This window comes from Periweissella beninensis (genome assembly GCF_016908275.1).
Taxonomy (GTDB): domain Bacteria; phylum Bacillota; class Bacilli; order Lactobacillales; family Lactobacillaceae; genus Periweissella; species Periweissella beninensis.
Genome location: NZ_JAFBDN010000002.1, coordinates 119,348 through 144,933 on the forward strand (window position 1 = coordinate 119,348; position 25,586 = coordinate 144,933).

Annotated in this window: 20 protein-coding genes, 2 pseudogenes and 1 other annotated feature; all 22 genes and pseudogenes read left to right on the plus strand. The window is 34.1% G+C overall.

Features of this window, described 5'->3' with window-relative positions; genetic code table 11:
- Positions 1-213 precede the first annotated feature (213 nt).
- A pseudogene (locus JOC59_RS01370) lies at positions 214-1,570 on the plus strand (gluconate:H+ symporter).
- A 234-nt stretch (positions 1,571-1,804) separates the two neighbouring features.
- A complete protein-coding gene (locus tag JOC59_RS01375) occupies positions 1,805-3,940 on the plus strand; it encodes an AAA family ATPase (protein WP_205143003.1) in 2,136 nt (711 codons plus the stop codon).
- Between the two features lie 60 nt (positions 3,941-4,000).
- Positions 4,001-4,233: a binding site (T-box leader), on the plus strand.
- A gap of 68 nt (positions 4,234-4,301) precedes the next feature.
- Complete coding sequence (locus JOC59_RS01380; protein ID WP_205143004.1) at positions 4,302-5,441, plus strand: 5-methyltetrahydropteroyltriglutamate--homocysteine S-methyltransferase; 1,140 nt, start codon at positions 4,302-4,304, stop codon at positions 5,439-5,441.
- A gap of 308 nt (positions 5,442-5,749) precedes the next feature.
- Positions 5,750-6,880 carry a PTS sugar transporter subunit IIC gene (locus JOC59_RS01385; RefSeq protein WP_205143005.1) on the plus strand — a complete coding sequence of 377 codons (1,131 nt, stop codon included), beginning with the start codon at positions 5,750-5,752 and terminating at the stop codon, positions 6,878-6,880.
- 42 nt (positions 6,881-6,922) lie between these two features.
- Complete coding sequence (locus JOC59_RS01390; protein WP_205143006.1) at positions 6,923-7,960, plus strand: branched-chain amino acid aminotransferase; 1,038 nt, start codon at positions 6,923-6,925, stop codon at positions 7,958-7,960.
- Positions 7,961-8,191: 231 nt separating this feature from the next.
- Positions 8,192-8,794 (plus strand): alpha/beta hydrolase, encoded by a 603-nt coding sequence (locus JOC59_RS01395; protein WP_205143007.1) that lies wholly within the window; start codon positions 8,192-8,194, stop codon positions 8,792-8,794.
- Between the two features lie 40 nt (positions 8,795-8,834).
- On the plus strand, positions 8,835-9,707 hold the full coding sequence (locus JOC59_RS01400) for a VOC family protein (protein WP_205143008.1): 873 nt from the start codon (positions 8,835-8,837) through the stop codon (positions 9,705-9,707).
- Positions 9,708-9,820: 113 nt separating this feature from the next.
- Complete coding sequence (locus tag JOC59_RS01405; RefSeq protein WP_338090186.1) at positions 9,821-10,489, plus strand: helix-turn-helix domain-containing protein; 669 nt, start codon at positions 9,821-9,823, stop codon at positions 10,487-10,489.
- A 94-nt stretch (positions 10,490-10,583) separates the two neighbouring features.
- The gene (locus JOC59_RS01410; RefSeq protein ID WP_205143009.1) at positions 10,584-11,942 is read left to right on the plus strand and encodes a dihydrolipoyl dehydrogenase family protein; all 1,359 of its coding nucleotides are present in this window, start codon (positions 10,584-10,586) and stop codon (positions 11,940-11,942) included.
- 151 nt (positions 11,943-12,093) lie between these two features.
- Positions 12,094-12,435 (plus strand): nitrilase-related carbon-nitrogen hydrolase, encoded by a 342-nt coding sequence (locus JOC59_RS09415; protein ID WP_205143010.1) that lies wholly within the window; start codon positions 12,094-12,096, stop codon positions 12,433-12,435.
- On the plus strand, positions 12,425-12,814 hold the full coding sequence (locus tag JOC59_RS09420; RefSeq protein WP_205143011.1) for a nitrilase-related carbon-nitrogen hydrolase: 390 nt from the start codon (positions 12,425-12,427) through the stop codon (positions 12,812-12,814). The genes JOC59_RS09415 and JOC59_RS09420 overlap by 11 nt, the downstream gene beginning before the upstream one ends.
- An 8-nt stretch (positions 12,815-12,822) precedes the next feature.
- Positions 12,823-13,017, plus strand: a complete 195-nt coding sequence (locus tag JOC59_RS09425; RefSeq protein WP_205143012.1) for a nitrilase-related carbon-nitrogen hydrolase — start codon at positions 12,823-12,825, stop codon at positions 13,015-13,017.
- On the plus strand, positions 13,017-14,132 hold the full coding sequence (locus tag JOC59_RS01430) for an aminotransferase (RefSeq protein WP_205143013.1): 1,116 nt from the start codon (positions 13,017-13,019) through the stop codon (positions 14,130-14,132). The genes JOC59_RS09425 and JOC59_RS01430 overlap by 1 nt, the downstream gene beginning before the upstream one ends.
- Before the next feature lie 312 nt (positions 14,133-14,444).
- A complete protein-coding gene (locus tag JOC59_RS01435) occupies positions 14,445-15,851 on the plus strand; it encodes an NAD-dependent succinate-semialdehyde dehydrogenase (RefSeq protein ID WP_205143014.1) in 1,407 nt (468 codons plus the stop codon).
- A gap of 462 nt (positions 15,852-16,313) precedes the next feature.
- The gene (locus JOC59_RS01440; protein WP_250966286.1) at positions 16,314-16,703 is read left to right on the plus strand and encodes a GntR family transcriptional regulator; all 390 of its coding nucleotides are present in this window, start codon (positions 16,314-16,316) and stop codon (positions 16,701-16,703) included.
- Positions 16,687-17,577, plus strand: a complete 891-nt coding sequence (locus JOC59_RS01445) for an ATP-binding cassette domain-containing protein (RefSeq protein WP_205143015.1) — start codon at positions 16,687-16,689, stop codon at positions 17,575-17,577. Before JOC59_RS01440 ends, JOC59_RS01445 begins: the two co-directional genes overlap by 17 nt.
- Positions 17,578-17,585: 8 nt before the next feature.
- Positions 17,586-18,692, plus strand: coding sequence for a hypothetical protein (locus tag JOC59_RS01450; RefSeq protein WP_205143016.1), 1,107 nt, complete (start codon positions 17,586-17,588; stop codon positions 18,690-18,692).
- Positions 18,693-18,818: 126 nt separating this feature from the next.
- Positions 18,819-20,663 (plus strand): translation elongation factor 4, encoded by a 1,845-nt coding sequence (gene lepA / locus JOC59_RS01455; protein WP_205143017.1) that lies wholly within the window; start codon positions 18,819-18,821, stop codon positions 20,661-20,663.
- Between the two features lie 297 nt (positions 20,664-20,960).
- Complete coding sequence (hisS, locus tag JOC59_RS01460; protein WP_205143018.1) at positions 20,961-22,268, plus strand: histidine--tRNA ligase; 1,308 nt, start codon at positions 20,961-20,963, stop codon at positions 22,266-22,268.
- Between the two features lies 1 nt (position 22,269).
- Positions 22,270-24,075, plus strand: a complete 1,806-nt coding sequence (gene aspS / locus JOC59_RS01465) for an aspartate--tRNA ligase (protein ID WP_205143019.1) — start codon at positions 22,270-22,272, stop codon at positions 24,073-24,075.
- Between the two features lie 128 nt (positions 24,076-24,203).
- Positions 24,204-24,362, plus strand: a pseudogene (locus JOC59_RS01470) (GMP reductase); the annotation flags it as partial.
- A 260-nt stretch (positions 24,363-24,622) separates the two neighbouring features.
- A complete protein-coding gene (locus JOC59_RS01475) occupies positions 24,623-25,504 on the plus strand; it encodes a tyrosine-type recombinase/integrase (protein WP_239516981.1) in 882 nt (293 codons plus the stop codon).
- Positions 25,505-25,586 lie beyond the last annotated feature (82 nt).

The following is a 25,586-nucleotide window of genomic DNA, read 5'->3' on the forward strand; positions in this document are numbered from 1 at the left end:
TCGTGAAAAGTCGTATATCCCTAGGGATATACGACTTTTTTTATTCATAATTTTTAGATATTTTTAATTTATGGAGATCGGAATAATTTTTTATACTATTTTATTTTTATGAAAGCGCTACCAAAAAAGAGAAATGTACGTTATAATGTTTTTACAGTTATTAAGGAAAACATTTTCCTATAATATAAAGTATATATTATAGGAAAATTGCTTATGTCGTTATTTATTGTACTACTAGGAATTATTTTATTAATATTCTTGATTGTTAAAGTGAAATTAAATACATACATTTCATTACTAATTACTGCAGTTTTTTTGGCATTAATGCTAGAAATTCCAACCGATAAAATTGCAACGACAATTGAAACAGGAATTGGCTCACAACTAGGCCATTTAGCTATCGTATTTGGTTTAGGTTCAATGATTGGTAAATTAGTTTCGGATACTGGTGGTGGCTATCGAATTGCACATACGTTAATTGAGAAATTTGGCCGCAAACGCATTCAAATTGCCATTATTATTGCTTCATTTATTGTTGGTATTGCATTATTCTTTGAAGTCGGCTTGGTTGTATTACTACCTATTTTGTTTGTTGTAGCTAAGGAATTAAATATGTCGTTGCTATATTTGGAAATCCCTATGGCGGCGATATTAAATACAGCTCATGTATTTTTATCACCTCATCCAGCACCAACTGCAGTTGCTGGAGTATTTAATGCGAATATTGGTAGCGTTTTATTAATTGGAATTATCGTTTCAATTCCAACAATTATTATTTCTGGCCCAATTTTTAACTATGTTTTACAAAGAGTTTATCCCAAGGTTTATCGTGATTCAAAGCCGAGTGTTTTTGGTGAATTTAAGGAATTTAAACTTGAAGAAACACCAAAATTTGGAATTAGTATTTTAACATCAATGATGCCAGTTATTTTGATAGGACTGGCAACAATTCTATCATTTGTCTTACCAGCTAAACATGTTTTGACAAAGGCAGTTGAATTTGTTGGATCACCTGATATTGCAATGCTTATTTCATTAATTTTTGCAATATATACAATGGGACTTAAACAAAAACTAGCCATGGCGCAGATTGGTCAGATTATGACAGATGCAATTAAACAAATTGCAATGATGCTTTTAATCATTGGTGGTGGTGCTTTAAAGCAAGTACTAGTTGATGGGGGTATTTCTCAATACGTTTCAGAAATGTTTGTTCACACTAATATTTCACCAATTTTTGCGGCATGGTTAATTGCAGCTATATTAAGGGTAAGTTTAGGATCATCAACTGTTTCAGGAATTACAGCGGCGGGTCTTGTTGCACCAATTGTTAGTTCAACTAACGTTAATCCTGCTTTAATGGTATGAGCAATTGGTGCTGGTTCAGTCTTTGCTGATCATGTTAATGATGCGGGATTTTGGATGATAAAGGAATATTTTGGGTTAACACTAAAAAGAAACCCTACTTTCATGGACAACGTTAACTAGTGTGTTGTCACTGGCTGGTTTATTATCAGTTTGGGTAGCATCACTTTTTATTAATTTTAAAATATTAGATGTGAAGAAATAGGTATTTTAAGATTGATAAGGTACTTTGAATAAGTAGTAAGATTTAATTTATTATGAGATATAAAGCTAAAATAAAAAAATGATGCCAAGTTAAAATGTTTGACCTTTATTAACCAATGTAATATAGTATTCATGTAGAGCAGAGAAATGATTAAAAATCATTAAACTTATAATAATCAAATTTATGATAAGTGCTTTCATAGCTAAGGAAAAATTAATTAGGGGGAAATTAATTATGGCAAATTCATTTTTTAGTAATGATCCATTCTTTAATAATCAAGATATGGATGATATCTTTAATCAATTGATGCGTGGGGTCAATGGCATTAATTCAGAGAATCGCTATCTAGTTAATGGTCAAGAAGTAACACCAGAACAATTTGCACAGTTAAAAGCGGCTGCTAGTAAAAAACAACAACCAATAATGCCTGGACAAAAGAGTAATCCTAAGCAAACAGATATTGCAAATAATCAAGAAAATATCTTAACTAAATTAGGCCGAAATTTAACTGAAGAAGCTAAGTTAGGTAAACTAGATCCAGTAATAGGTCGGAATGCAGAGATTCAAGAAACTGCCGAAATTTTAAGCCGACGGACTAAAAATAATCCTGTACTAGTAGGGGATGCTGGTGTTGGTAAAACGGCGGTAATTGAAGGATTAGCGCAAGCAATTGTGGCTGGTAATGTGCCAGCAGCAATTAAAGATAAGCAAATAATTAGTATTGATTTATCTAGTTTAGAAGCAGGCACACAATATCGAGGAAGTTTTGAAGAAAATATTCAAGAATTAATTAAAACAGTAAAATCATTAGGTAATGTTATCTTATTTTTTGATGAAATTCATCAAATTTTGGGAACTGGTGCAACCGGTGATGCTAGTGGATCAAAGGGGTTGGCTGACATTATTAAACCTGCTTTAAGTCGTGGCGAGTTAACAGTTATCGGAGCAACAACTCAAGATGAATATCGAAATACAATTATGAAAAATGCAGCGTTGGCCCGTCGTTTTAATGAAGTAACAGTTAATGCTCCAAGTGCAACTGATACTTTTAAAATTCTACAAGGTATTCGTGATTTATATGAAAAACACCATCATGTTAAATTAAATGATGAGGTTTTAAAAGCTGCAGTTGATTATGCTGTTCAATATATTCCACAACGGTCATTACCTGATAAAGCAATTGACCTACTAGATATTACAGCGGCACATTTATCAGCTAAACATCCGGTTACTGACAAAGTAGCGTTAGAAAAACAGTTGATAGATGCCAAAGAGCAACAACAAAGCGCAGCAAAAAGTGAAAAGTATGAATTAGCGAGTCAAATGAAGGAAAAAGTCGCTAAATTAGAAAAAAAATTAGCTACAATAAAAGATAATCCTGATACTGATACGGTAGCAACTGTAAATGACGTGGCGCAAGCCACTGAACGATTAACTGGTATTCCGGTTTCTCAAATGGGAGCATCTGATATTGAGCGCTTAAAAACAATCGGGCAACGGTTGCGTGGTAAAGTAATTGGACAAGATGAAGCTGTTGACTTAGTTGCGAAAGCAATTCGGCGTAATCGAGCAGGATTTGATGAAGGAAATCGACCAATAGGAAGCTTTTTATTTGTTGGGCCTACCGGGGTTGGTAAAACTGAATTAGCTAAACAATTAGCATTAGACATGTTTGGGAGCAAAGAGAATATTATTCGCTTAGATATGTCTGAATATGCTGATGTAACAGCTGTTTCTAAATTGATCGGAACGACCGCTGGCTACGTAGGTTATGAAGATAATAACAATACTTTAACTGAAAAGGTGCGACGCAATCCATACTCAATCGTTTTATTAGATGAAATTGAAAAAGCAAATCCCCAAGTGTTAACGCTTTTATTACAATTAATGGATGATGGGCGTTTAACTGATGGTCAAGGGAATGTCGTTAATTTTAAAAATACGGTTATAATTGCTACATCAAATGCTGGTTTTGGAAATGAAAAATTTAAAGCTGATGAAAATGATAATGAAAAATTATTAGCAAAATTAGCACCATATTTTAGGCCAGAGTTTTTGAACCGCTTTAACGGAATTGTTGAATTTAGTCATTTGTCTAAAGAAGATTTAACTAAAATTGTTGATTTAATGTTAGCTGAGGTTAATACAACACTTGCTAAAAAGGATATTACCTTGACTGTCACACCAGCAGCAAAAGCATGGTTAACTACTCAAGGTTATGATGAAGCGATGGGTGCACGTCCATTGCGCCGTGTGATTGAACAACAAATTCGCGATAAAGTCACTGATTTTTATCTTGATCATCTCAACGCACATCAGCTACAAGCAGATGTGATAGATGATGAGTTAATAATTACTGCACAAAAATAAATTAAAAAAATTTAATTTTAATGTTGACTATTTTAATATTTTGGCTTACTATACTAATTAACGAAGGCAATGATGAGAAGAGTAAGCTAATTTAGTATTTTTTAAGCGACTACTGTTGGTGTAAGGGTAGATAAGAATGATTAGTTGAAGATGAACTCAGAGCCATTGGTTGGTGCAAGCTAGCCAATCGTTTAGCAAGCGTTACTTTGCTACATAATTGATAGATTATGGTTGAGATGGTTTCTTTAGAAATCATAAATTTGGGTGGTAACACGGTTAATGTCGTCCCATACTTACTAATTAATTTTAGTAAGTATGGGACTTTTTGTTTAATTTTTTATTTAGGAAAGTAGGTAATCATATGACAGTCGCATTTAAAGAGTTAACAAAAGCACCATATCGTTTTGACATTGTTGGTAGTTTTTTACGACCAAGTGAATTAAAAGAAGCACGACAAAAATTTATTGATAATGAAATTGATGCAACAAGTTTACGGGTAGTTGAAGATCAGGCTATTATTGATTTACTAGCCAAACAAGAAAAACACGGGTTAAAATCTGTTACTGATGGTGAATTTAGACGTAGTTGGTGGCATTTAGATTTCTTTTGGGGATTAAATGGCGTTAAGAAAGTAGCTTCAAGTAAAGGCTATGAATTTGAAGGTGAAATAACTCGTGCTGAAACTGCAACTTTAAGTGGGCTTATCTCTGGAACTAATCATCCATTTGTTGCTGATTTTAAATTTGCAAATGAGCACGTTAGTCAGGGTACAAATGTTAAGCAAACAATTCCTGCTCCGGCTCAATTTTTAGCTGAGCTACAACGACCAGAGAATCAAGCAGATGTCCAAAAGTTTTATAATAACGAAGAAGCGTTAATTCAAGCGATTGCAACTAGCTATCGACAGGTTATTAGTGATTTATATGATGCAGGTTGTCGTACTATTCAATTTGATGACTGTACTTGGGGAATGTTAGCTGGTTTACACAATGCTAATTTGAATAATGCAATTGATGAGGAAACACTTGAAAAAAGCAAAGCAGTTTATGTACGTGTTAATAATTTAGCATTGGTTGGGAAACCTGATGATTTAGTTGTTAATACACATGTTTGCCGAGGTAATTATCATTCACACTGGGCTTCTGCAGGTGGTTATGAATCAGTAGCAACACCATTATTTGACCAAGAAAACGTTAATGCTTACTTTTTAGAATACGATTCTAATCGTGCAGGTGGATTTGAACCATTGGCTAAAGTAACACAAGGAAAATATGTCGTATTAGGATTAGTCACCTCAAAAAATGGTGAGTTAGAGGATCAAAATGAACTTATTGAACGGGTTCACGAGGCAAGTAGGTATGTGCCACTTGAGTACTTGTGTCTTAGTACCCAGTGCGGTTTTGCTTCTACTGAGGAAGGAAATATTTTAACTGAGGATGATCAATGGGCAAAAATCGAATTAGTTAAAACAGTTGCACAAAAGATATGGGGAAATTATTAAAAAATTATATTTTTTTAATTTTAAAGCTTGACGAAAAATTTATTATAAGGCATAATAATGGACAACAAAGAAATGAGGAAAAATTTATGAAAGAAACGATGCGTACAACTAAATCAGCTATTATTATTCGCACGGTGATTATTATTAATTAGCGGCTGCGAATTATTTTGTCAGCCATTTACTAAGTAAAAGGCTGACTAGTACGTAATTGTTTCAATCGTGAACCCGTATTAGTTAGAGTAACTTCTAATTAATACGGGTTTTTATTTTATATTCAGACTTTGAAATCAGAAAAAGAGGTAATTATTATGCAAACGGCAGTGAAAACCAAGCAATCAACCACAGTATTAGTTAATGCAACTGATCAACTAAATAAAAAAGTATCGGTTAAAGAGTGGGTCTATCTAGTATCACAAGGTGTTTCAAATACAATTTTAGTTGTTTTAGGAATGGGTTTACTTTTAAATATGTTAGGCACAACCTTCCATTGGCCAGCTTTAGCACAAGCAGGAACATTAGCACAAAGGCTTCTAGCACCAGCTTTAGGTATGTCAATTGCCACAATGCTCAAAACAACTACATTAGTAACCGGAGCAACAATGATTGCGTCAACGGTAGGTGCTAACGCAGTATATTTTACTACAAGTACTGCAAATAATGCTTTTACAGCAACTGGTTGGGTTAGTACACAAGCCGCTGGGTCTGCAATTTTAACAGTTGGACAACCTGTATCAGCTGTTTTGGCTGGTGTCCTAGCAGCACTAATCGGAAAGTGGTTAACTGGTAAAACGCCATTAGATATGGTATTAGTTCCATTTGCTGTAAGTCTTTTAGGATCGGTTGCCGGATTGGGGTTAGCTGCTATTACAACACCTGCGCTAAATGCAGTTAGTGAAACACTTGCTAAAACAATGACAGTTAATCCAGTCTTAGGATCAGCTGTTGTTGCAGCCACATGGTTCATTTTTTTAATGACACCAGCTTCATCAGCTGCATTAGCGATTGCCGTACAACTAGATCCAATGTCAGCAGGTGCAGCCTTAATTGCTACTACTGTAGGATTTGTTGCATTTACCGCAATGTCATTTCGGCAAAATAATTTAGGGGCAAATATTGCGCAAACCTTAGTTACACCCAAAGTTCAATTTCCAAATTTATTAAAACGACCTATTTTAGCGCTTGGGCCAGTTCTTATTGCGATGCTAATGGCAGTCGTAGCTGTTGTCGGTTTTGATTTTAAAGTACCATTCGCAATTGCTGGTTTAGGTCTTAATTCACTAATTGCTCCGCTTTGGTTGTGGTCAAATAATGCACATAGTTTCATGTTACTAGTTGTGTTTGGGATCATATTGCCAGTTGTTTTATCATTTTTTTATTACCAATTATTAAAATTAGGTGGCAAAACGATGGAAAAAGATTTATATTTAGAAGAGATTTAATTATTAAATATTTATGTTTACAGTAGAAAGGGAATAATTATTATGACTGAAAAAGCAAAAGCTACAGATTTTGATTGGAATAACTTAGGTTTTGAGTATCATGATTTGCCATATCGTTATCGGGCATATTATAAAAATGGACAATGGAGTGTTGGTGGCCTAGAAACTGAAGCAACAATTCCAATGCATGAAGCGGCAAGTAGTCTACATTATGGTCAACAAATATTTGAAGGATTAAAAGCTTATCGTCGAAAAGATGGTGGTGTTAACTTATTTAGACCAGATCGGAATGCCGCACGGTTCAATCGGTCAGCTAGTCGGTTGATGATGCCTGAGCTTCCAGAAGAACAATTTATCGCTGCGTTAAAACAAGTAGTTGCGGCTAATGAAGAATTTGTACCACCCTATGGAACAGGTGCGACGTTATACTTGCGGCCATTTATGGTTGGTCAAGGAGCAGTAGTAGGTGTGCATCCAGCAGATGAGTATGTATTTACAGTGTATGCAACCCCAGTTGGGGCGTATTACAAAGGTGGGTTAACACCGACTGCTTATGTAACTAGTATGTATGATCGCGCAGCTCATGGTGGTACAGGACAAGCCAAAGTTGGTGGGAATTATGCTGCATCAATGCTTCCAGGGGATCAAGCACATAAAGCAGGATATTCAGATGTCGTTTATTTGGATCCCCGTCTCCATGAGTCAATTGAGGAGTTAGGATCCGCAAACTTTTTTGGTATTACCAAAGATGGACGATTTTTAACACCAAAATCACCGTCAATTTTACCATCAGTTACAAAGTACTCATTACTTGAGCTAGCAAAAGAGTTGGGATTAGAAGCAGAGGAAACGGTGATTAACATAAATGATCTTGATCAATTTCAAGAAGCTGGGGCAATGGGAACAGCTGCAGTAATTAGTCCCGTAGGCTCAATTACTCATAATGGTAATAAGCATGTTTTCTTTTCAGAAAGTGAAGTTGGACCATATACACAGAAATTGTATGATCGATTAACGGGGATTCAATTTGGTGAAGAACAAGGGCCAACAGGATGGGCGGTCGATGTACCATTAAAATAAATTTTAGATATACATTGAAAACGCTTTCATATAATGTTAGAATAATTTTGTGGGAAATACCAACCTCCACAAGGATTAAGTCTTTTGAAGATCTGATAGATTAAATTATTGTAAAAAAAGAATTCTAATTGGAATTCTTTTTTTATTTTTTAAAGGATTTTACTTATTAAAAGTAAGACAGTATAATTTAACTAATTAATAATAAGTTAAATATAAAGGAGTCAACCGCACATGTATGAATATAAAATAGACATACCTAGTAGTATCAATATAACGACCCCAGTTGTAATAACAATTCATGGTATGGGTTCAAATTATGATGATTTAAATACGTTAGTACCAGCAATTATTGGTAATGCCGTTAGTATTCATTTACAAGGAGATTTATCATTTGGTGCAGGATATGCCTTCTTTATACCAGATTTTACTAAATATTCCGAAGAAAGTATTATTCGACTAGTTATTGATAAAATATACGCAACTATTACGAAGATTATTGCGGATAATAATTTACAACAACAACCAATTTACTTGATTGGCTTTAGTCAAGGAGCAATTATTGGCACTGGTCTAATTAATTTATATGCAGACTTTTTAACTAAAGTATGGTTGTTTAGTGGACGCATGCCAACGTTTATTGCAGAGAGTGGTCAAAAATTAACGACTAAAACAAAGACTGACGTTTTTGTATCACAAGGACTAATTGATCCATTATTTGAGCCAAAGGTTGGGCAAGCAATTGCTAAAAATCTAGGTAGCCATGTGCGTACTTTGCAGTACAAAGAATATCCAAGTGGTCATACAATTCATGTTAATGCGATTGTAGATGACTAAAATTTAATACATATTAAGTAGCTTAAATGAGGAGAAAAAAATGACAGTAATTAATCCAGAATTTCGATTAGCAGCTAGTACCCACACCGGAACCGTAGCCTTAAAAGTTGCTGATTTATCAAAGCAAATAGTATTTTATCAAGATGTTATTGGCTTACATCTTTTAAAACGTGAAGAAAAAGTGGCAAGTTTAGGCATTAATAAAACACCATTACTGATTTTACGTGAAATTGATAATCCATTACCACTAACACGAAAAACTGGGTTATTTCATGTCGCATTTAGGATGCCTACTCGAAAAGATTTGGGTAATGCTTTGATTCACTATTTACAAACTAAAGCACCGATTATTGGAGCAAGTGATCATGGCTATAGTGAAGCAATTTATTTAACAGATCCTGAAGGCAATGGCATTGAAGTATACCGTGATAAACCAATGACCGACTGGGATATTCGTGAAGACGGAGAAATTGTAGGTATTATCATTGAAATGGACGCACAAGGCGTTGTAGATGCGGCCAATGGTAATTGGCAAGGTTTTCCAAATCAGTCGGATGTTGGTCATGTGCATTTAAAAGTTGCTAATTTACAGATAACTGAAAAATTTTATACTGAAGTTTTAGGGTTATCATTAAAAAATAATTTTGGTCAACATGCTAAGTTTTTTGCAACTGGCAAGTATCATCATCATATTGGATCCAATGTTTGGAATGGTCGTAATTTACCAGCAATGGCTGAAAATGATTTAGGGCTAGATTACTACACTTTCTTTGTAACAAGTTCAAATGAATTAGAGCGAATTGAGCAACACTTAGTAGAACAAAAAACGATTTTTGAAAAAGAAACAGTTGGGACGATATGGTTAAGCGATCCTAATGGTATTAAAATTAAGTTTCAAACTGTAAAAGATTAGGTGAGCACAAATATTATTTGCGGTGGGTATTAAGTACCACCGCTTTTTAGTATCTGGTTAATCTTAGATAATTGGCTACAATGCTATCAATCATAAAGCTGTTCAACTTGGCTGTGCAAGAAATCATTGCTTGCACTAAATTGGTAATATTGGCAAAATTATTAAAAAAAGGAGAAGCTGTTATGCAATTTGGTGAAAGATTAAAAAAGGCTCGAACTGATAAAAAGGTAACTCAAGAAGAAGTTGCAAAAGCATTTTTTATTACTAGACAAACTATCTCTAATTGGGAAACTGGTAAAACATATCCAGATATAGACAATTTAATAAAATTAAGTGATTATTATGCAATTTCATTAGATATTTTACTTAAAGAAGATAATCAGATGGTTAATCATGTCGAAAAACAAATCGTATTTAGAAGTATTAAACCAATGATTTGTTTACTTCTAATAAGTGACATTATTTTTTTGCTAATAATTAGCTTGCAAATATCTAAAATATTGAGAATTGATCAAATTAGTATGTTAATTATAATTGGATTTGGTTGTTTAAATGCTTTTACCTTAATCGAAGCCAGTTTTATAAACTATAAAATTGCAAGTAAATTGCAAAAACAACGTTTGCAAGTAAATAAATTTACAATTATTAGTAGTGCTTTGATAATAAGCGGATTGTTACTAAGTTTAGTTCTTGACCAACCTATGTTGGGTGGAGGTGTGACAGGGATTGGAATTGCTAGTTTAATAATTAGTCTTATAAAGCTTAAGTACCAAAAAAATTAAAATTAATTATAAAATGATTTTTGCTTATTTATTCTGGTAAAAATAAATCGTATACGATATAATTTAGGAAATAATATTTATAAAGAAGGTTATTATGACAAATTATAATTATGATGTTGCGTTTATCGGTGGAGGGCATGCTAATTGGCATGCTGCCATGACTTTACGTCAAGCAGGTTTAAAGATTGCTATCTTTGAAAAAGACACAATTGGTGGAACATGTACTAACTATGGCTGTAATGCTAAAATTTTACTAGATGGACCAGCTGATGTATTACATCAGATTAAGAGTTATGAAAATAATGGTCTTGTAGGTAATACTAAAATTGATTGGCCAGCGTTGATGGCTTATAAACACGCTAATATTGATCATCGTCATTTAGAACTAGAAGGTATGTTCAAGCAAGCAGGAATTGATTTGATTAATGGTCACGCACAGTTCATTAATGCTCATACGATTACTGTGAAGGATCAATCATTTACGGCCGATAAAATCGTATTAGGCACTGGGTTACGGCCACGAACGCTAGATATTCCAGGCAGTGAGTATATACATGATAGTCGTGATTTTCTTGATATGCCAAATATGCCAGCACATATTACTTTCTTAGGTACTGGAATCGTAAGTATGGAGTTTGCTTCTTTAGCTAGTATGGCAGGAGCTAAAGTTACCATCATCAATCGTTCTGAACATATTTTAAAAGAGTATCCACAGAAATATGTTGCAAAAATTAAGCAATCATTAATTGATGCAGGGGTTGAGTTTATTTTTAATGCAGAAGTTGTTGATGTGTTGAAGATAAATGATGATCATTTGACACTTAACTTAAGTGATAACAATAAGGTTGAAACTAATTATATTTTGAATGCTGTTGGGCGTATTCCTAATATTGAAAATATGGGGCTAGCTAAAATAGGTGTACAAACCAATAATCACGGGATTGTAGTTAATGAATTTTTACAAACAACTGTTGCAAATATTTATGCTAGTGGCGATGTTGTTAGTAACGCAATTCCTAAGTTAACACCAACTGCTACTTTTGAATCTAATTACCTAGCACAATTATTTTTAGGTATGAATAAGCGACCAATTGGATACCCAGCAATCGCGCAAACCCTATTTACGTTGCCACGAATTTCGCAAGTGGGAGTTGCATTGGACGTTGCGCAAGTTAGTGATGAATATACTGTTCAAACAGTACCATATGGTAAAATGTTCTTATTTTCAACTAAAAATGAAGATCAAGCAGAAGTTAACTTTATTTTTGATAAAGAACAATTATTAGTGGGTGCAACTGTTTTTGGTGATGAAGCGCCCGAGTTAATTAATATCTTAGCACTAATAATTAGTCAAAAAATGACAGCAACAGATTTACAAAGTGTTATTTTTGCGTTTCCAAGTCAAAGTATTGGTTTAATTAGTGTTTTAGCAAGATATTTAAAAGTTAGATAGCTAGATAAAAAGAGTCCAGACGGAATGGTAATTATACCAAGGTCTAGGACTTTTTTTATTTGTGCTAATTTACTTAATGATTAGTTGCACAGTTGATAGTATTATATAATTAAAATTAAAATTAAAAGTAGATTAGAATAGGAGCTGACGTATGCAGGACATTAAGAATAATTTAAAAATAGCAGTCATTCAAGATACCCCAAAACTATTTGATAAAAAAGCCGGATTGTTACAAGTTAAAAAATTAGTCCAAAAGGCAATTATGGCACAGGCTGAGTTAATTGTTTTTCCAGAATTATTTGTCCCAGGCTACCCATATGGTATGAATTTTGGTTTTAGTATTGGTGAACGGACAGAAAAAGGGCGTGTCGATTGGAAAAGATATTATGATAATTCGATTTTAATTCCGGGACATGAAACTGATGAAATTAGTAAATTAGCAAAAATAAATAAAGTATACATTAGTTTAGGAGTTTCAGAACGTGACAATTAACGGCACCTTGTACAATACAAATATAATTTTTAAACCTTCAGGAATAATGAAAGTTCATCGAAAATTAAAGCCGACTGGTTCTGAAAGATTAATTTGGGGAGATGGAAATAAGGGCTTTTTTCCAGTTGCTGAATCACCTTGGGGGCCAATTGGTGGGTTAATCTGTTGGGAAAATTATATACCCTTAGCGAGAGTTGCGTTATACAAAAAGGGATTCACTATATATTTAGCGCCGAACACAAATGATAATTCAGAATGGCAGGATACAGTTAAGCATATTGCTATAGAAGGACATTGTTATGTTGTTAATGCTAATCTATTTTTTAAAAAAAGTGATTACTCGCAAGATTTAGTAACGAAGAATGATTTAAAAAAATAGATGAAGATGTGTGTATAGGTGGAAGTTGTATTATTGATCCTTATGGTCATTATGTTGTTGAACCATTGTGGCATCAAGCAGGAATCATATATGCGAATATTGATATGCAAAAAGTACCAATGAGTAGAATGGAATTTGATGGCATTGGGCACTACTCACATGATGACATCCTAAAATTAATGAAAAGTAAAGGGAGTTTATAATGAAAATTGCAGCCTTTGGTGTTGAAGAGTGGTTAAATAAGTGGGAAAAAATGGCAAAATATGATTTAGCACAAAGTACAATTGCCGCATTAGACAATCGTGAATTAAGCGAGCTGATACCAGATAGTAACCAGTTACAGGCAAAATTAGCAACCATGCGTTTTGATTATGGTTGGATTGAGGGTTCACCGGAATTTAAACAAGAGGTCGCTAAGTTATATAAACGAGCAGCTGTTGATAATGTATTACAAACTAACGGGGCAACTGGTGGCAATCATTTAGCGTTATATGGTTTACTGGAACCGGGGGATGAAGTTATTGCAGAGTATCCCTCTTATCAACAGTTATATGATATTCCTAAATCTTTTGGAGCAAAAGTAAAATATTGGCATATTAATGAAAAACAAGCTTGGTATCCGCATTTAGATGAATTAAAACAACTTGTCAATCCAAATACAAAAATGATTTGTTTAAATAATGCTAATAATCCAACAGGTACTGTATTAAATGTAGCATTTCTTAAAAAAGTTGTGGAAATTGCTAAAACAGTAGATGCCTATGTTTTAGTCGACGAAGTTTATCAACCTTTTGCTGATCAAGTTCAAGTGGCTTCAATTGTAGATTTATATGATAAAGGTATTGCAACCAATTCGTTGTCAAAGACATATTCAATGCCCGGTATTCGAGTCGGATGGCTAGTTAGCAGTACCAAGATTATTAATAAGCTACGTAAATATCGAGATTACACAATGATTTGTGCAGGGGTCTTTAATGATATTATGGCTGTACATGTTTTAGAACATAAAGCAGCAATTTTAGCGAGAAATAAAAAAATAGTCCTGACAAATTTAGCAGTTTACCAAGAATGGTTGAATCAAGAACCACGTGTTAGTGCTGTTTTACCAAATGGTATATCAACCTCATTTCCAAAAATTAAGCTGCCAATTTCAACTCAAGAATTTTGCCAAAAACTATTAGAGGAAACTGGCGTTTTACTTGTTCCTGGTGAAGCATTTGATTTACCTGGACATGTTCGTTTAGGATACTGTACAGACTTAGTAACCTTAAAAACAGGTTTAGCAAAAATTTCTGCTTTTTTACGGCAGTATGACTAAAAATAAGTGCGTTAAAACTGAAATACCGGTAGATTCGAAATCTTAAATACTGATTTAAGAATTTCTTAATTATTTTATTTTGCACAAACTATGAAAAAAGTACTAATTATCACAAGTGGCTTACTTACTAATCATCGTCATATAAAATAACTTCTATAAAACATTCCTAAACTTTGTGAATTTGTTATTGTAACAATCAATCAATGTGAATAAAAACTTTTGATATTTATCAGAAAACGCTTACAAAAAGTGTATAATAATGGATATAGCGAAGGTTGCTATATCTTTATAATTAGAAAAGAGGTTTATTTTATGGCATATGCATCTATTAATCCTTACAATAATGAAGTATTGCATACCTACACGGATACAACTGATGAAGAAGTTGAAGTAGCAATTGCTTCAGCACACGCTCTTTACAAAAAATGGCGTAATGATCCAGTAAGTAGCCGCGCAGATATTTTGTACAAGCTTGCAGATTATTTTGAAGCACACGAACAAGAATTAGCAGAAGTTTTAACAAAGGAAATGGGAAAACGCATTGTTGAAGCTAAGGGGGAAGTCGCATTAACAGCCATGATTGCAAGATACTATGCCGATAATGCTGAACGCGTTTTACAACCACGCACTGTTAAGTCAGTTATGGGTGAAGCACAGATTATTTCGCGTCCAACTGGTGTAATTATGTCAGTAGAACCTTGGAATTTCCCTTATTATCAGGTTGTTCGGGTATTCGCTCCTAACTATATGGTAGGGAACCCAGTTTTACTTAAACATGCGCGCAATACGCCAGGTGCCGCTGTTGCATTTGAAAAAGCACTAGAAGCTGTTGGTGCGCCAACAGGTACTTTTAAAAATTTGTTTATTTCACATGATCAAATTGCTGATATTCTTGCTGACATGCGTGTCCAAGGACTTGCCTTTACGGGATCAGAAGTTGGGGGTCGAGCACTTGCTGAAGAGGCTGGGCGAAATATTAAAAAGAGTTCGCTTGAACTTGGTGGTAGTGATGCCTTTATCGTGCTTGATGATGCAAATCTTGAAGAGCTTGATAAAATTATCGGTCAAGCACGTCTATATAATGCTGGTCAAGTATGTACTTCATCGAAACGTTTTATTGTTACTGAAAAGAACTATAACAAGGTTGTCGAAATGTTGACGGCTAAGTTTGATGGCGTAAAAGTTGGTGATCCAATGGATCCAGCAACAAAACTTGCGCCATTGAGCTCAGTTAAGGCTAAGAATATTTTGGTTAAACAGGTTCAAAAAGCTCTTGATGGTGGAGCTACGCTAGCCTTTGGTGAAGTTGACACTAACCTAGAAACTGCACATTTTAATCCAATTATTTTAACCAATGTTACTAAAGATAATCCAATGTTTTATGAGGAATTCTTTGGACCAGTTGGACAAGTGTTTAAGGTTAAGGATGAAGCTGAAGCGATCGAATTAGCTAATGATTCTAATTTTGGTTTAGGAGGAGTGGTTTTTGCTGGCGATCCTGATCATGGAACAGAAGTAGCTACTAAAATAGAAACTGGGGCAGTGTATGTTAATAGTTATGGTGGCACATTACCTGAATTACAATTTGGTGGCGTGAAAAATTCCGGCTATGGTCGTGAGCTTGGAGAAGAAGGGTTAATGACATTTGTTAATCAAGAACAAGTAGTTACACGTCGTAAACCAATTGACTTAGCAGATACCACAGGTGGCTTTGTTTAAACTTAACATTCTATCCTGTTACAAATTTTAAAAATAAATGAGCTTACTACTTAGTTAATGTCTTACGATAGATTAAGCAGAACTCTTTAATCATATTTTTTTCTACTACAAACTAAAAAGCCGAAGAGATTGACCTCTTTTCGGTTTTTTTGCTCTTTGTCAAAGGGCACTGACAGACTTAAATAATTAAATTAATTTATTAAGCAACTAATTCTAAATTTTAATTTTTAATTAGTGTATCGCTCCGTCGAATTGAAGTAACTTCAATTGACAGGAATTTAGGAGAAATAATGACAAAAAACAATATAGTAAGATGTTCGATAAACATAGTAATTTCACCAAGCTATCACTTTATTCTAAGAGTGAGTTGCTTAGGAAACTTTGTAACAGAACCGCTTTACATCTTTGTTTGTACTATGTATAGTAGTACATATAATATACGTAGATTACGAGGTGGCATATGTGAATATTAATCCAACAAGTGGAAAACCCCTTTATGAACAATTAATGTTTGGAATTAAGCAAGACATCTTATTAGGTATCTTACAGCCAGGTGATAAACTACCATCTGTGCGAGAAATGGCACAACGTCAATTAGTTAATCCGAATACTGTTGCAAAAGCATATAAAGTCTTAGAATCACAAGAGGTAATTCAGACTGTAATGGGAAGAGGAACCTTCGTGGCGACTCATAGTGAAACTCGTCAAATTGATGCCCGACAATTAAAAAAATTTAAAACCCAATTTAAAGAATTGATGACTGAAGGGATGTATCTAGGCTTAACAAAGAACGAGTTGATTAATTTGATTAACGAGTGGTATGGAGGTGATAATAGTGGAGTTAAAGATTAATAACCTGGATAAGATAATTAATGGTAAAACGGTATTAAAAAATATCAATTTTAAAGTAAGTACTGGACAAGTACTAGGAATTATTGGTCGGAATGGTGTGGGTAAAACAACACTTTTTCGTACGATAATTGGTCAATACCTTGCTGATCAAGGCCAAGTTTTAATTGATAATACAGATTTGGACAAGCATATTGAGTTAAAGCAATCATTATTCTTTTTTGATCAACAGAATAGCTTCATTAACGATTTACTGCCGATACAAATAGCTAAATATTATCAAAAAATATACGATAAATTAAATATTAATGAATTTATTAACAATCTCCAAAAGCATAATTTACCTTTAAATACACGGTATCGAAGTTATTCTAAGGGAATGCAGGGCCTTTTTAATGTCTTATTAGCGATTGCTAGTAAAGCAGAATTTATCATTTTAGACGAACCGTTTGATGGGTTAGATATTTTGGTAAAGGAAAATGTTAAACGCTTATTAATTCAATTGATTCAATTACAAGAAACAGCTTTACTAATTTCATCCCATAATTTAGCTGAATTAGATAGTTTAATCGATCAAGCAATTATTATTGCTGATGCTGAGGTTAAGTCACGTTATGAATTAGAAGATATGCGAGTGAATACACGCAAGATTCAATTAGTTTTTAAAGATGAATTTCCAAGCTTTATTGAAAAATATGGCACAATTGTTGAAAAGCGTGGCCGTGTTTATGTAGTTATATTTAATAATTACTCTAAAGAAATTGATGAACAAATAGCAATCAGTGGTCCATTATTATTTGAAGAATTGCCACTAACGTTAGAAGATTTATTTAGAACAACATTGGTTAATGAATCGGACTATATTTTGGAAAAATAGGAGAGATTATGCAATTATTAAGCATATTATGGCAGCGATATCGATCAATTTTACTAATATTAGTAGTATTAGTATGTGGCCTGAGTATTTTAGAAGCATCTTCAAGTATTGATGAATGGAATAATGCAAATACTTTTATGAAATCTCAAAAATTTAAACAAAGTTATGCTAAAGATGCTACCAAATATACTCTAGAAAATAAGAAGAAACAACCAACATATCAACAATTTATTAAGCAGCGTAGTCAATTTTGGTTTTCTAATAAGCACGATGTCAATCAAGTTGGTTATCTTAATGAAAATACAACACGTAGCGAGCCGGCTGATACATTACAAATTAGTATTGGACTGTCCTTATTTGCAGTATTTTTCTTATTGATGTCAGATATAACAAGACATTTTAATGCTTTTTTACTAGGATCAAAAAATACACGATTAAACATTATTTTTGGTAAATATATAATGTTAGGATTGTTACCAATATTAACAGTAATAGTTAGCGAAGGATTATACTATGCACTCATCAACTTATTTATTCCTGATCAATATTTAAATTGGTCACTCGGCTTAAATTTAGGTGAAGTATTAATTGAGTTAATTGTATTTTTATTGTTGCTAGCTTTGATTTTTATAACATCAACAATTATTGGGGCCCCAATTTGGAGTTTTGTTTTATTATTGGGTTTATTAGTATCATTGGTTTCAACGACACCATTAGCATTGACTAATATTTATAATGCTATTACCATGTCTCATTTAGAAAAAATTAAACCTGATGATTTATTTAGTGGGCCTTTATCATTAATAGTAATAATTAGCATTATTATGGTGTTGTTGATTGTTGAAGTACACCTATTTAAAAATTTTAGTGGTGAACATGACGGTCAGTTTGTGATGCAGGCAAAATTACGGTGGCCTTTATGGTGGACTACGCTATGTTATACATCTTTTAGTATCGGCTTTGGGGCGATTCCATCAGTTGTAAGTAATGGAATGGCTAATGAAATTATGCAAATGGCTAGTTGGTTTAGTTTAATTGTGATTATTAATTTAGTAATGTACATTTTAATTTTTAGACCAAAATCTTTGAAACATCCAATTAAATCAATTCAATAATATTCTTTTTAAGAACTAGAATAACTACTAGTTCTTTTTTTGTATAGATACTGGTAAAATAGATAATTGGAATATAAAACAATCTGTTAAGATTTTTTACGGAGAAATAGAAAGGACGGACTCGAAATGGATTTGGAAGAAATGCGAGAACGCCAAAAAAATATTCGGAATTTTAGTATTGTTGCACATATTGATCATGGGAAATCAACAATTGCTGATCGAATTTTAGAATTGACGGATACAGTTACTGCCCGCGAGATGCAAGATCAACTCTTGGATTCAATGGACTTGGAACGGGAACGGGGTATTACCATCAAAATGAATGCAGTAGAGTTACATTATCAAGCAGATGATGGTGAAACTTATATTTTTCATTTAATTGATACTCCAGGGCATGTTGATTTTCAATATGAAGTTTCTCGTTCATTGGCGGCTGCAGAAGGCGCAGTGTTAGTTGTCGATGCCGCACAAGGTGTGGAAGCTCAAACGTTATCAAATGTCTATTTAGCGATTGATAATGATTTAGAAATTGTACCATTAATTAATAAGATTGATCTTCCCGCAGCCGAACCAGAAAAAGTTCGGGAAGAAATTGAAGATGTGATTGGAATTGATGCTTCGGAAGCTGTATTAGCATCTGCTAAGCAAGGAATCGGAATTAAAGAATTACTTGAGCAAATCGTTAAAAATGTTCCGGCACCAACCGGTAATTTAGATGCACCATTGAAGGCTTTGATTTTTGATTCATCATATGATCCATATCGTGGTGTTGTTTTGACGGTACGTGTTCGTGAAGGGGTTGTGCGAGTTGGTGATAAAATTAAAATGATGCACTCCGGTGCTGAATATGAAGTAACAGAAGTTGGGGTTAATTCTCCTAAACCGGTTGCACGTGAGTTTTTGGGAGCAGGGGATGTTGGCTATATTACTGCGTCAATTAAAGATATTAAAAGTACCCAATCTGGAGATACAATTACATTAGTTAAAAACCAAGCAGCAGAGCCACTTGAAGGCTATCGACAAATGACCCCGATGGTTTATTCTGGTTTATATCCAACTGATAATGCCAAGTTTGCTGATTTACGAGAGGCACTAGAAAAATTACAATTAAATGATGCTGCATTAGAATTTGAACCAGAAACATCACAAGCACTTGGCTTTGGTTTTCGGACTGGGTTTTTGGGTTTATTACATATGGATGTTATTCAAGAACGGCTTGAAAGAGAATTTGATTTAGACTTAATCACAACTTCGCCGTCCGTAACGTATCATGTAATGCGAACTGACGGTGAGATAGTTGAGGTATCTAATCCTGCTGAAATGCCACCTGTTAGTGAGATTCGATACATTGAAGAACCGTATGTCCATGCTAATATCATGGTTCCTAATGATTATGTTGGTACAATTATGGAACTAGCACAACGCAAGCGTGGTGAATTTGATACAATGGACTACCTTGATGAATCACGGGTTAATGTTAAATACTATATGCCTTTATCTGAAATTATTTTTGATTTCTTTGATCGTTTAAAATCAAGTACTCGTGGCTATGCATCGCTTGATTATGAACCAGCAGGCTATCGTCAGAGTGATCTAGTAACAATTGACATTTTACTAAATTCACAAAAAATTGATGCACTTAGCTTTATTGTTCATCGTGATTTTTCAGCAGAAAGAGGTCGTATTATTACTGGTAAATTGAAAAAAATTATTCCTAGACAAAATTTTGAAATACCAGTTCAAGCTGCAATTGGAGCAAAAATTATTGCGCGAACAAACATTAAAGCCTATCGAAAAGATGTTACGGCTAAGATTCATACTGGTGATCCTGATCGCCGTGCTAAGTTATTAGATAAGCAAAAACGCGGTAAAGCACGTATGAAATCAGTAGGAACAGTTGATGTACCACAAGAAGCTTTTATGGCAGTCTTGAAGACTGATGATGATGATGAATATAAAAAGGGACATTAATTATTAAATTTAAGCTTGCAAACTAGTCTTAAAAAAGCTATATTGAATAATACAAATAACCAATGAAAAAAGATTAGTATAGTAGCTTCCTTAGTTTAGAGAGTTGATGTTTGCTGAAAGTCAATCTAAGGCATACTTGAAGACACTTTTGAGGTTCAGTCAATCGATTGCGTCTCCCGCGTTAAGGGTCAAGAACCAATTAAGGTGGTACCGTGCTATGAGCGCCCTTATTAGTATTTTTTACTAATATTGGCGTTTTTTTATTTGTTAGATTAAATTAAAAGGAAGTTGAATACGATGGGGAAAAAAGCGTTTCAAAAACCTAAAGGAACCGCAGATTTATTACCAAGTGATAGCTTAAAGTGGCATTATGTTGAGGAAACAGCCCGCTTATTATTTTCAGATTATCAATATCATGAAATAAGAACGCCACTTTTTGAAAATTATGAAATTTTTTCACGGTCTGCTGGTGATACATCAGATGTTGTGACTAAAGAAATGTATGATTTTTATGATAAAGGTAATCGCCATATTGCACTCCGACCTGAAGGAACTGCTGGGGTGGTCCGTGCTTACGTTGAAAATAAGTTATACGCACCAGAAGAGGTTAAACCGTATAAAGCGTTTTATATTGGGCCAATGTTTCGTTATGAACGGCCACAAGCAGGACGGATGCGTCAATTTCATCAAATAGGGGTTGAAGCTTTTGGAAGTGAGTCACCAGCTCTTGATGCTGAAGTAATTGCTATGGCTGTTGACTTTTTTCAAATGCTTGGTCTAACTGACTTAAAGGTGGCAATTAACAGTCTAGGGGATGCAACTAGTCGTGCTAATTATCGGCAAGCACTAATTGATTACTTAGAACCACATTTGACAGAATTAAGTTCTGATTCTCAAATACGTTTATATAAAAATCCATTGCGAGTGCTTGATTCAAAGGATGAAAAAGATCAAGCGCTTGTAGCTAATGCTCCATCTATTTTAGCTTATTTAACACCGGATGCTAAAACGCGATGGGAAAAATTACAAGCATATTTAGATGCATTGGGTCTCGATTATGAAATCGATAGCTCAATGGTTCGAGGGCTGGATTATTATAATCATACTATCTTTGAAATCATGACCAATATGCAAGAGTTGGGACGTGGTTGGACAACTATTTCTGGTGGAGGACGATATAATGGCTTAGTTGAAGCCTTAGGTGGGCCTAAAACATCAGGAATTGGTTTTGCAATTGGCCTTGAACGCTTAATGTTGTTATTAGAAAGCGTCCAAGCACCATTACCTGAAGCAGAGCCAATTGATTTTTATGTTGTAAATATTGGTGAAGAAACGGATATTGAAGCACTAAAACTAGTTCAAGCAATTCGGTCATATGGTTACTCGGCAGAACGTGACTATCTTGATCGGAAACCAAAGGGGCAATTTAAAGCAGCTGATCGTTTACATGCACGTTTTGTATTGACATTGGGACCAGATGAATTAGAAAAACAACAAATTAATTTAAAGAAACTAGAGACAGGGGATGAACAAAAAGTTGAGTTACTGAAAGTTTATACCGCACTACCTGATTTAGTTGAAATGGAAAAAGGAGTGGAAAATTAAGATGAAAAGAACAACGTACGCTGGTTTAGTTGATGAATCATATATAGGAAAAGATATTGTCTTAAAGGGTTGGGTCCAAACAAGACGTGATTTAGGGGCTTTGATTTTTATTTCATTACGCGATCGTGAAGGGCTTGTCCAATTAGTATTCTCTGAGGAATTTAGTAAAGCTGCACTAGCGGTTGCTGACAAGATGCGTACTGAATATGTGATTGAAATTAAGGGGACTGTGAAAGCTCGAACAGAAAAAGCAATTAATCATGACTTAAAAACTGGTCGGATTGAAGTTGAGGTTCATGATGCATCTATTTTAGCAGAGGCCAAAACGGTTCCTTTTGATATTGAAGATAAGATTAATGCATCGGATGAACTAAGATTAAAATATCGTTACTTAGATTTACGACGACCAGTTATGCAAAAAAACTTAAGAATCCGTTCAAAAATTACTAAAGCAACACATGATTTTATGGATAGTGAAGGCTTTATTGATATTGAAACACCTTATTTGGCAAAATCAACGCCAGAAGGAGCACGTGATTATTTAGTTCCTTCACGGGTATATCCTGGTAGCTTTTATGCTTTACCACAATCACCGCAGTTATTTAAGCAATTATTAATGGGGGCTGGATTTGACCGCTATTATCAAGTTGCTCGCGCGTTTCGCGATGAAGATTTGCGTGGTGATCGACAACCTGAATTTACGCAACTAGATATTGAAATGTCATTTATGGAACAAGATGAAATTCGTGATTTAGTTGGGCAATGGGTTGCTAAAATTATGCAAGATGCTGCTGGTGTTTACGTTGATGCTAAGACCATTCCTGTGCTTGATTGGGCGGATGCAATGCAACGCTTTGGAACGGATAAACCTGATTTACGAATTGCTTATGAGTTAAACGATATCAGTGATATTGCAGCAGATTCAACTTTTGGCGTTTTCAGTACCACCATTGCTAATGGTGGTGTCGTGAAAGGGATTGCGGTTCCACAAGGAGCTGATCATTATTCACGGAAAGATTTAGATAAATACACTCAATATATTGAACGTTTTGGGGCTAAGGGATTAGCTTGGGTTAAAGTTACAGCTGATGGTTTTAATGGACCAGTTGCTAAGTTTTTGAACGATCAATTTAATGAAATTACAACTAAAATGGATGCACAAGTAGGTGATTTATTATTATTTGTTGCAGCCAAAGAAAAAGTTGTTGCTGGATCACTAGATTATTTACGACGAGATACTGCCAAGCAACTTGGCTTAATTGATCAAAATAAATGGGCTTTCACATGGATTATTAATTGGCCATTATTTGAATATCAAGAAGAAGAGGACCGCTGGATTGCCGCGCATCATCCATTTACAATGCCAAACGTTGAAGATTTACACTTTTTAAATGAAGGTGAAGATCCTCATCAGGCTCATGCACAAAGTTATGATTTGGTATTAAACGGTTATGAGCTTGGTTCAGGATCTATTCGTATTAATACAATGGATATACAAGAAAAAATGTTAAAGGCGCTCGGTTTTACTAATGAGTCAGCTCATGAAGCGTTTGGATTTTTATTAGATGCAATGGAATTTGGTTTCCCACCATTAGGGGGAATTGCATTAGGTCTTGATCGTTTAGCTATGATATTAGCTAAACAAGATAATATTCGTGAAGTGATTGCCTTCCCAAAGAATAGTAAAGCTTCTGAACCAATGACGCAAGCACCACAACCGGTATCTAAAAAACAGCTTGTAGATGACTTGGGATTAACGGCACCAACGTATGCTGAAAGTGATCAACCAAATATGGCGGAAGAGTAATGTGTATTAATTGTAGAATTGTTACTATACTATCTAGCTAAAAAAATTAAGACGTAATTATTAACAATACTAAGTGTTTGATATCCCAAAAGTTTAAGCAAAAATTGCTTAACTTTTGGGTTTTTTGGTGGTTAAACTTAAAAGGTTCTATCGATAATACTCTACAAGAAATGCATGAAGATTTACAATCAGCTATTTCATATGCTGGGGGTGATAAGTTAATTGATTTACGGAAGGTTGATTACGTTATCGTAAAAAATTCTATTGTTAATGGGGATGCCTATTAATCAAAACAGCATGATAAGCAATAATTATTAGTTGTATTAGAAAATACAAAAAGAAAATACGATTAAGATACTAGACAACTAATTCGAAATCTGGGTTAGTTGTTTTTTGTGATTCATGATGAAAAAGGTGTTATTAAAATTTTTAAAATGGCTCTAATTTGGGATAAGATATACATATGTGCTAAAGTAAATAATATGAATTGTTAAAAGAATCGAAGCAAAGAGGAGGAATGCAGGTGCTAGATGAGTTAAACCTATTTATGCAATATTTACGTGATGAACGACAGTATTCATTAGCAACGACAGCAGCTTATCAAAAAGATATTACTTTATTTAAAAATAGTAATCAAGAAGTAACTAGTTGGCATCAGGTTAATGAAATAATAATTCGGAAATGGTTAACAAATTTATTTGATCGCCAATTAGCCCGAACAACAATTAATCGTAAGTTAAGCGCGTTACGTTCTTTCTATCAATTTATGCTAGATAACGATATCGTAGCAACTAATCCATTTGCGGAAATAAAAATAAAGAACCATCCGGATAAATTGCCGCATTATTTTAGAAGTAAAGAGTTAGATGTTTTATTTGCAACTGTTTACCATCAAGATAAAAAGTTTAAATTACGAAATATTGCGTTGTTAGAGTTATTTTATGGCACCGGCATGCGCGTGTCTGAGGTAGCAGGATTACAAATTAAGCATATTGATTTTGCACAAGCAAAAGTGCACGTCTATGGTAAAGGTGGCAAGGAGCGTTTTGTACCATTGGGACGGTATGCTAGTAATGCATTAAAATCATATTTAAATAATTTACGACCGCAAATGGTAAGCAAGATAGATGGTAAAAATCCATATGTATTTTTAAATCATTTAGGAAATCCACTAACGACAGCAGGAATTGAATATATTTTACGGCAATTAATGAAGCAAACGGGATTACCAAATGAGATGCATCCGCATATGTTGCGGCATACATTTGCGACTGATTTATTAAATAATGGAGCGGATTTACGAAGTGTACAGGAACTTTTAGGGCATGCTAATTTAAGAACAACACAAATTTATACGCATGTTAGTAAAGAACAGTTGCAAAGTAATTATCGAAAATATTTTAAGCGTGCAACACCAGAACAAAGATAAATAAATTAGACCAATTTATTTATCTTCCCACTATTTTCTTAAAAGAAGCGCAATGACTTTGTTGCTTTGGCCTATACCTTTA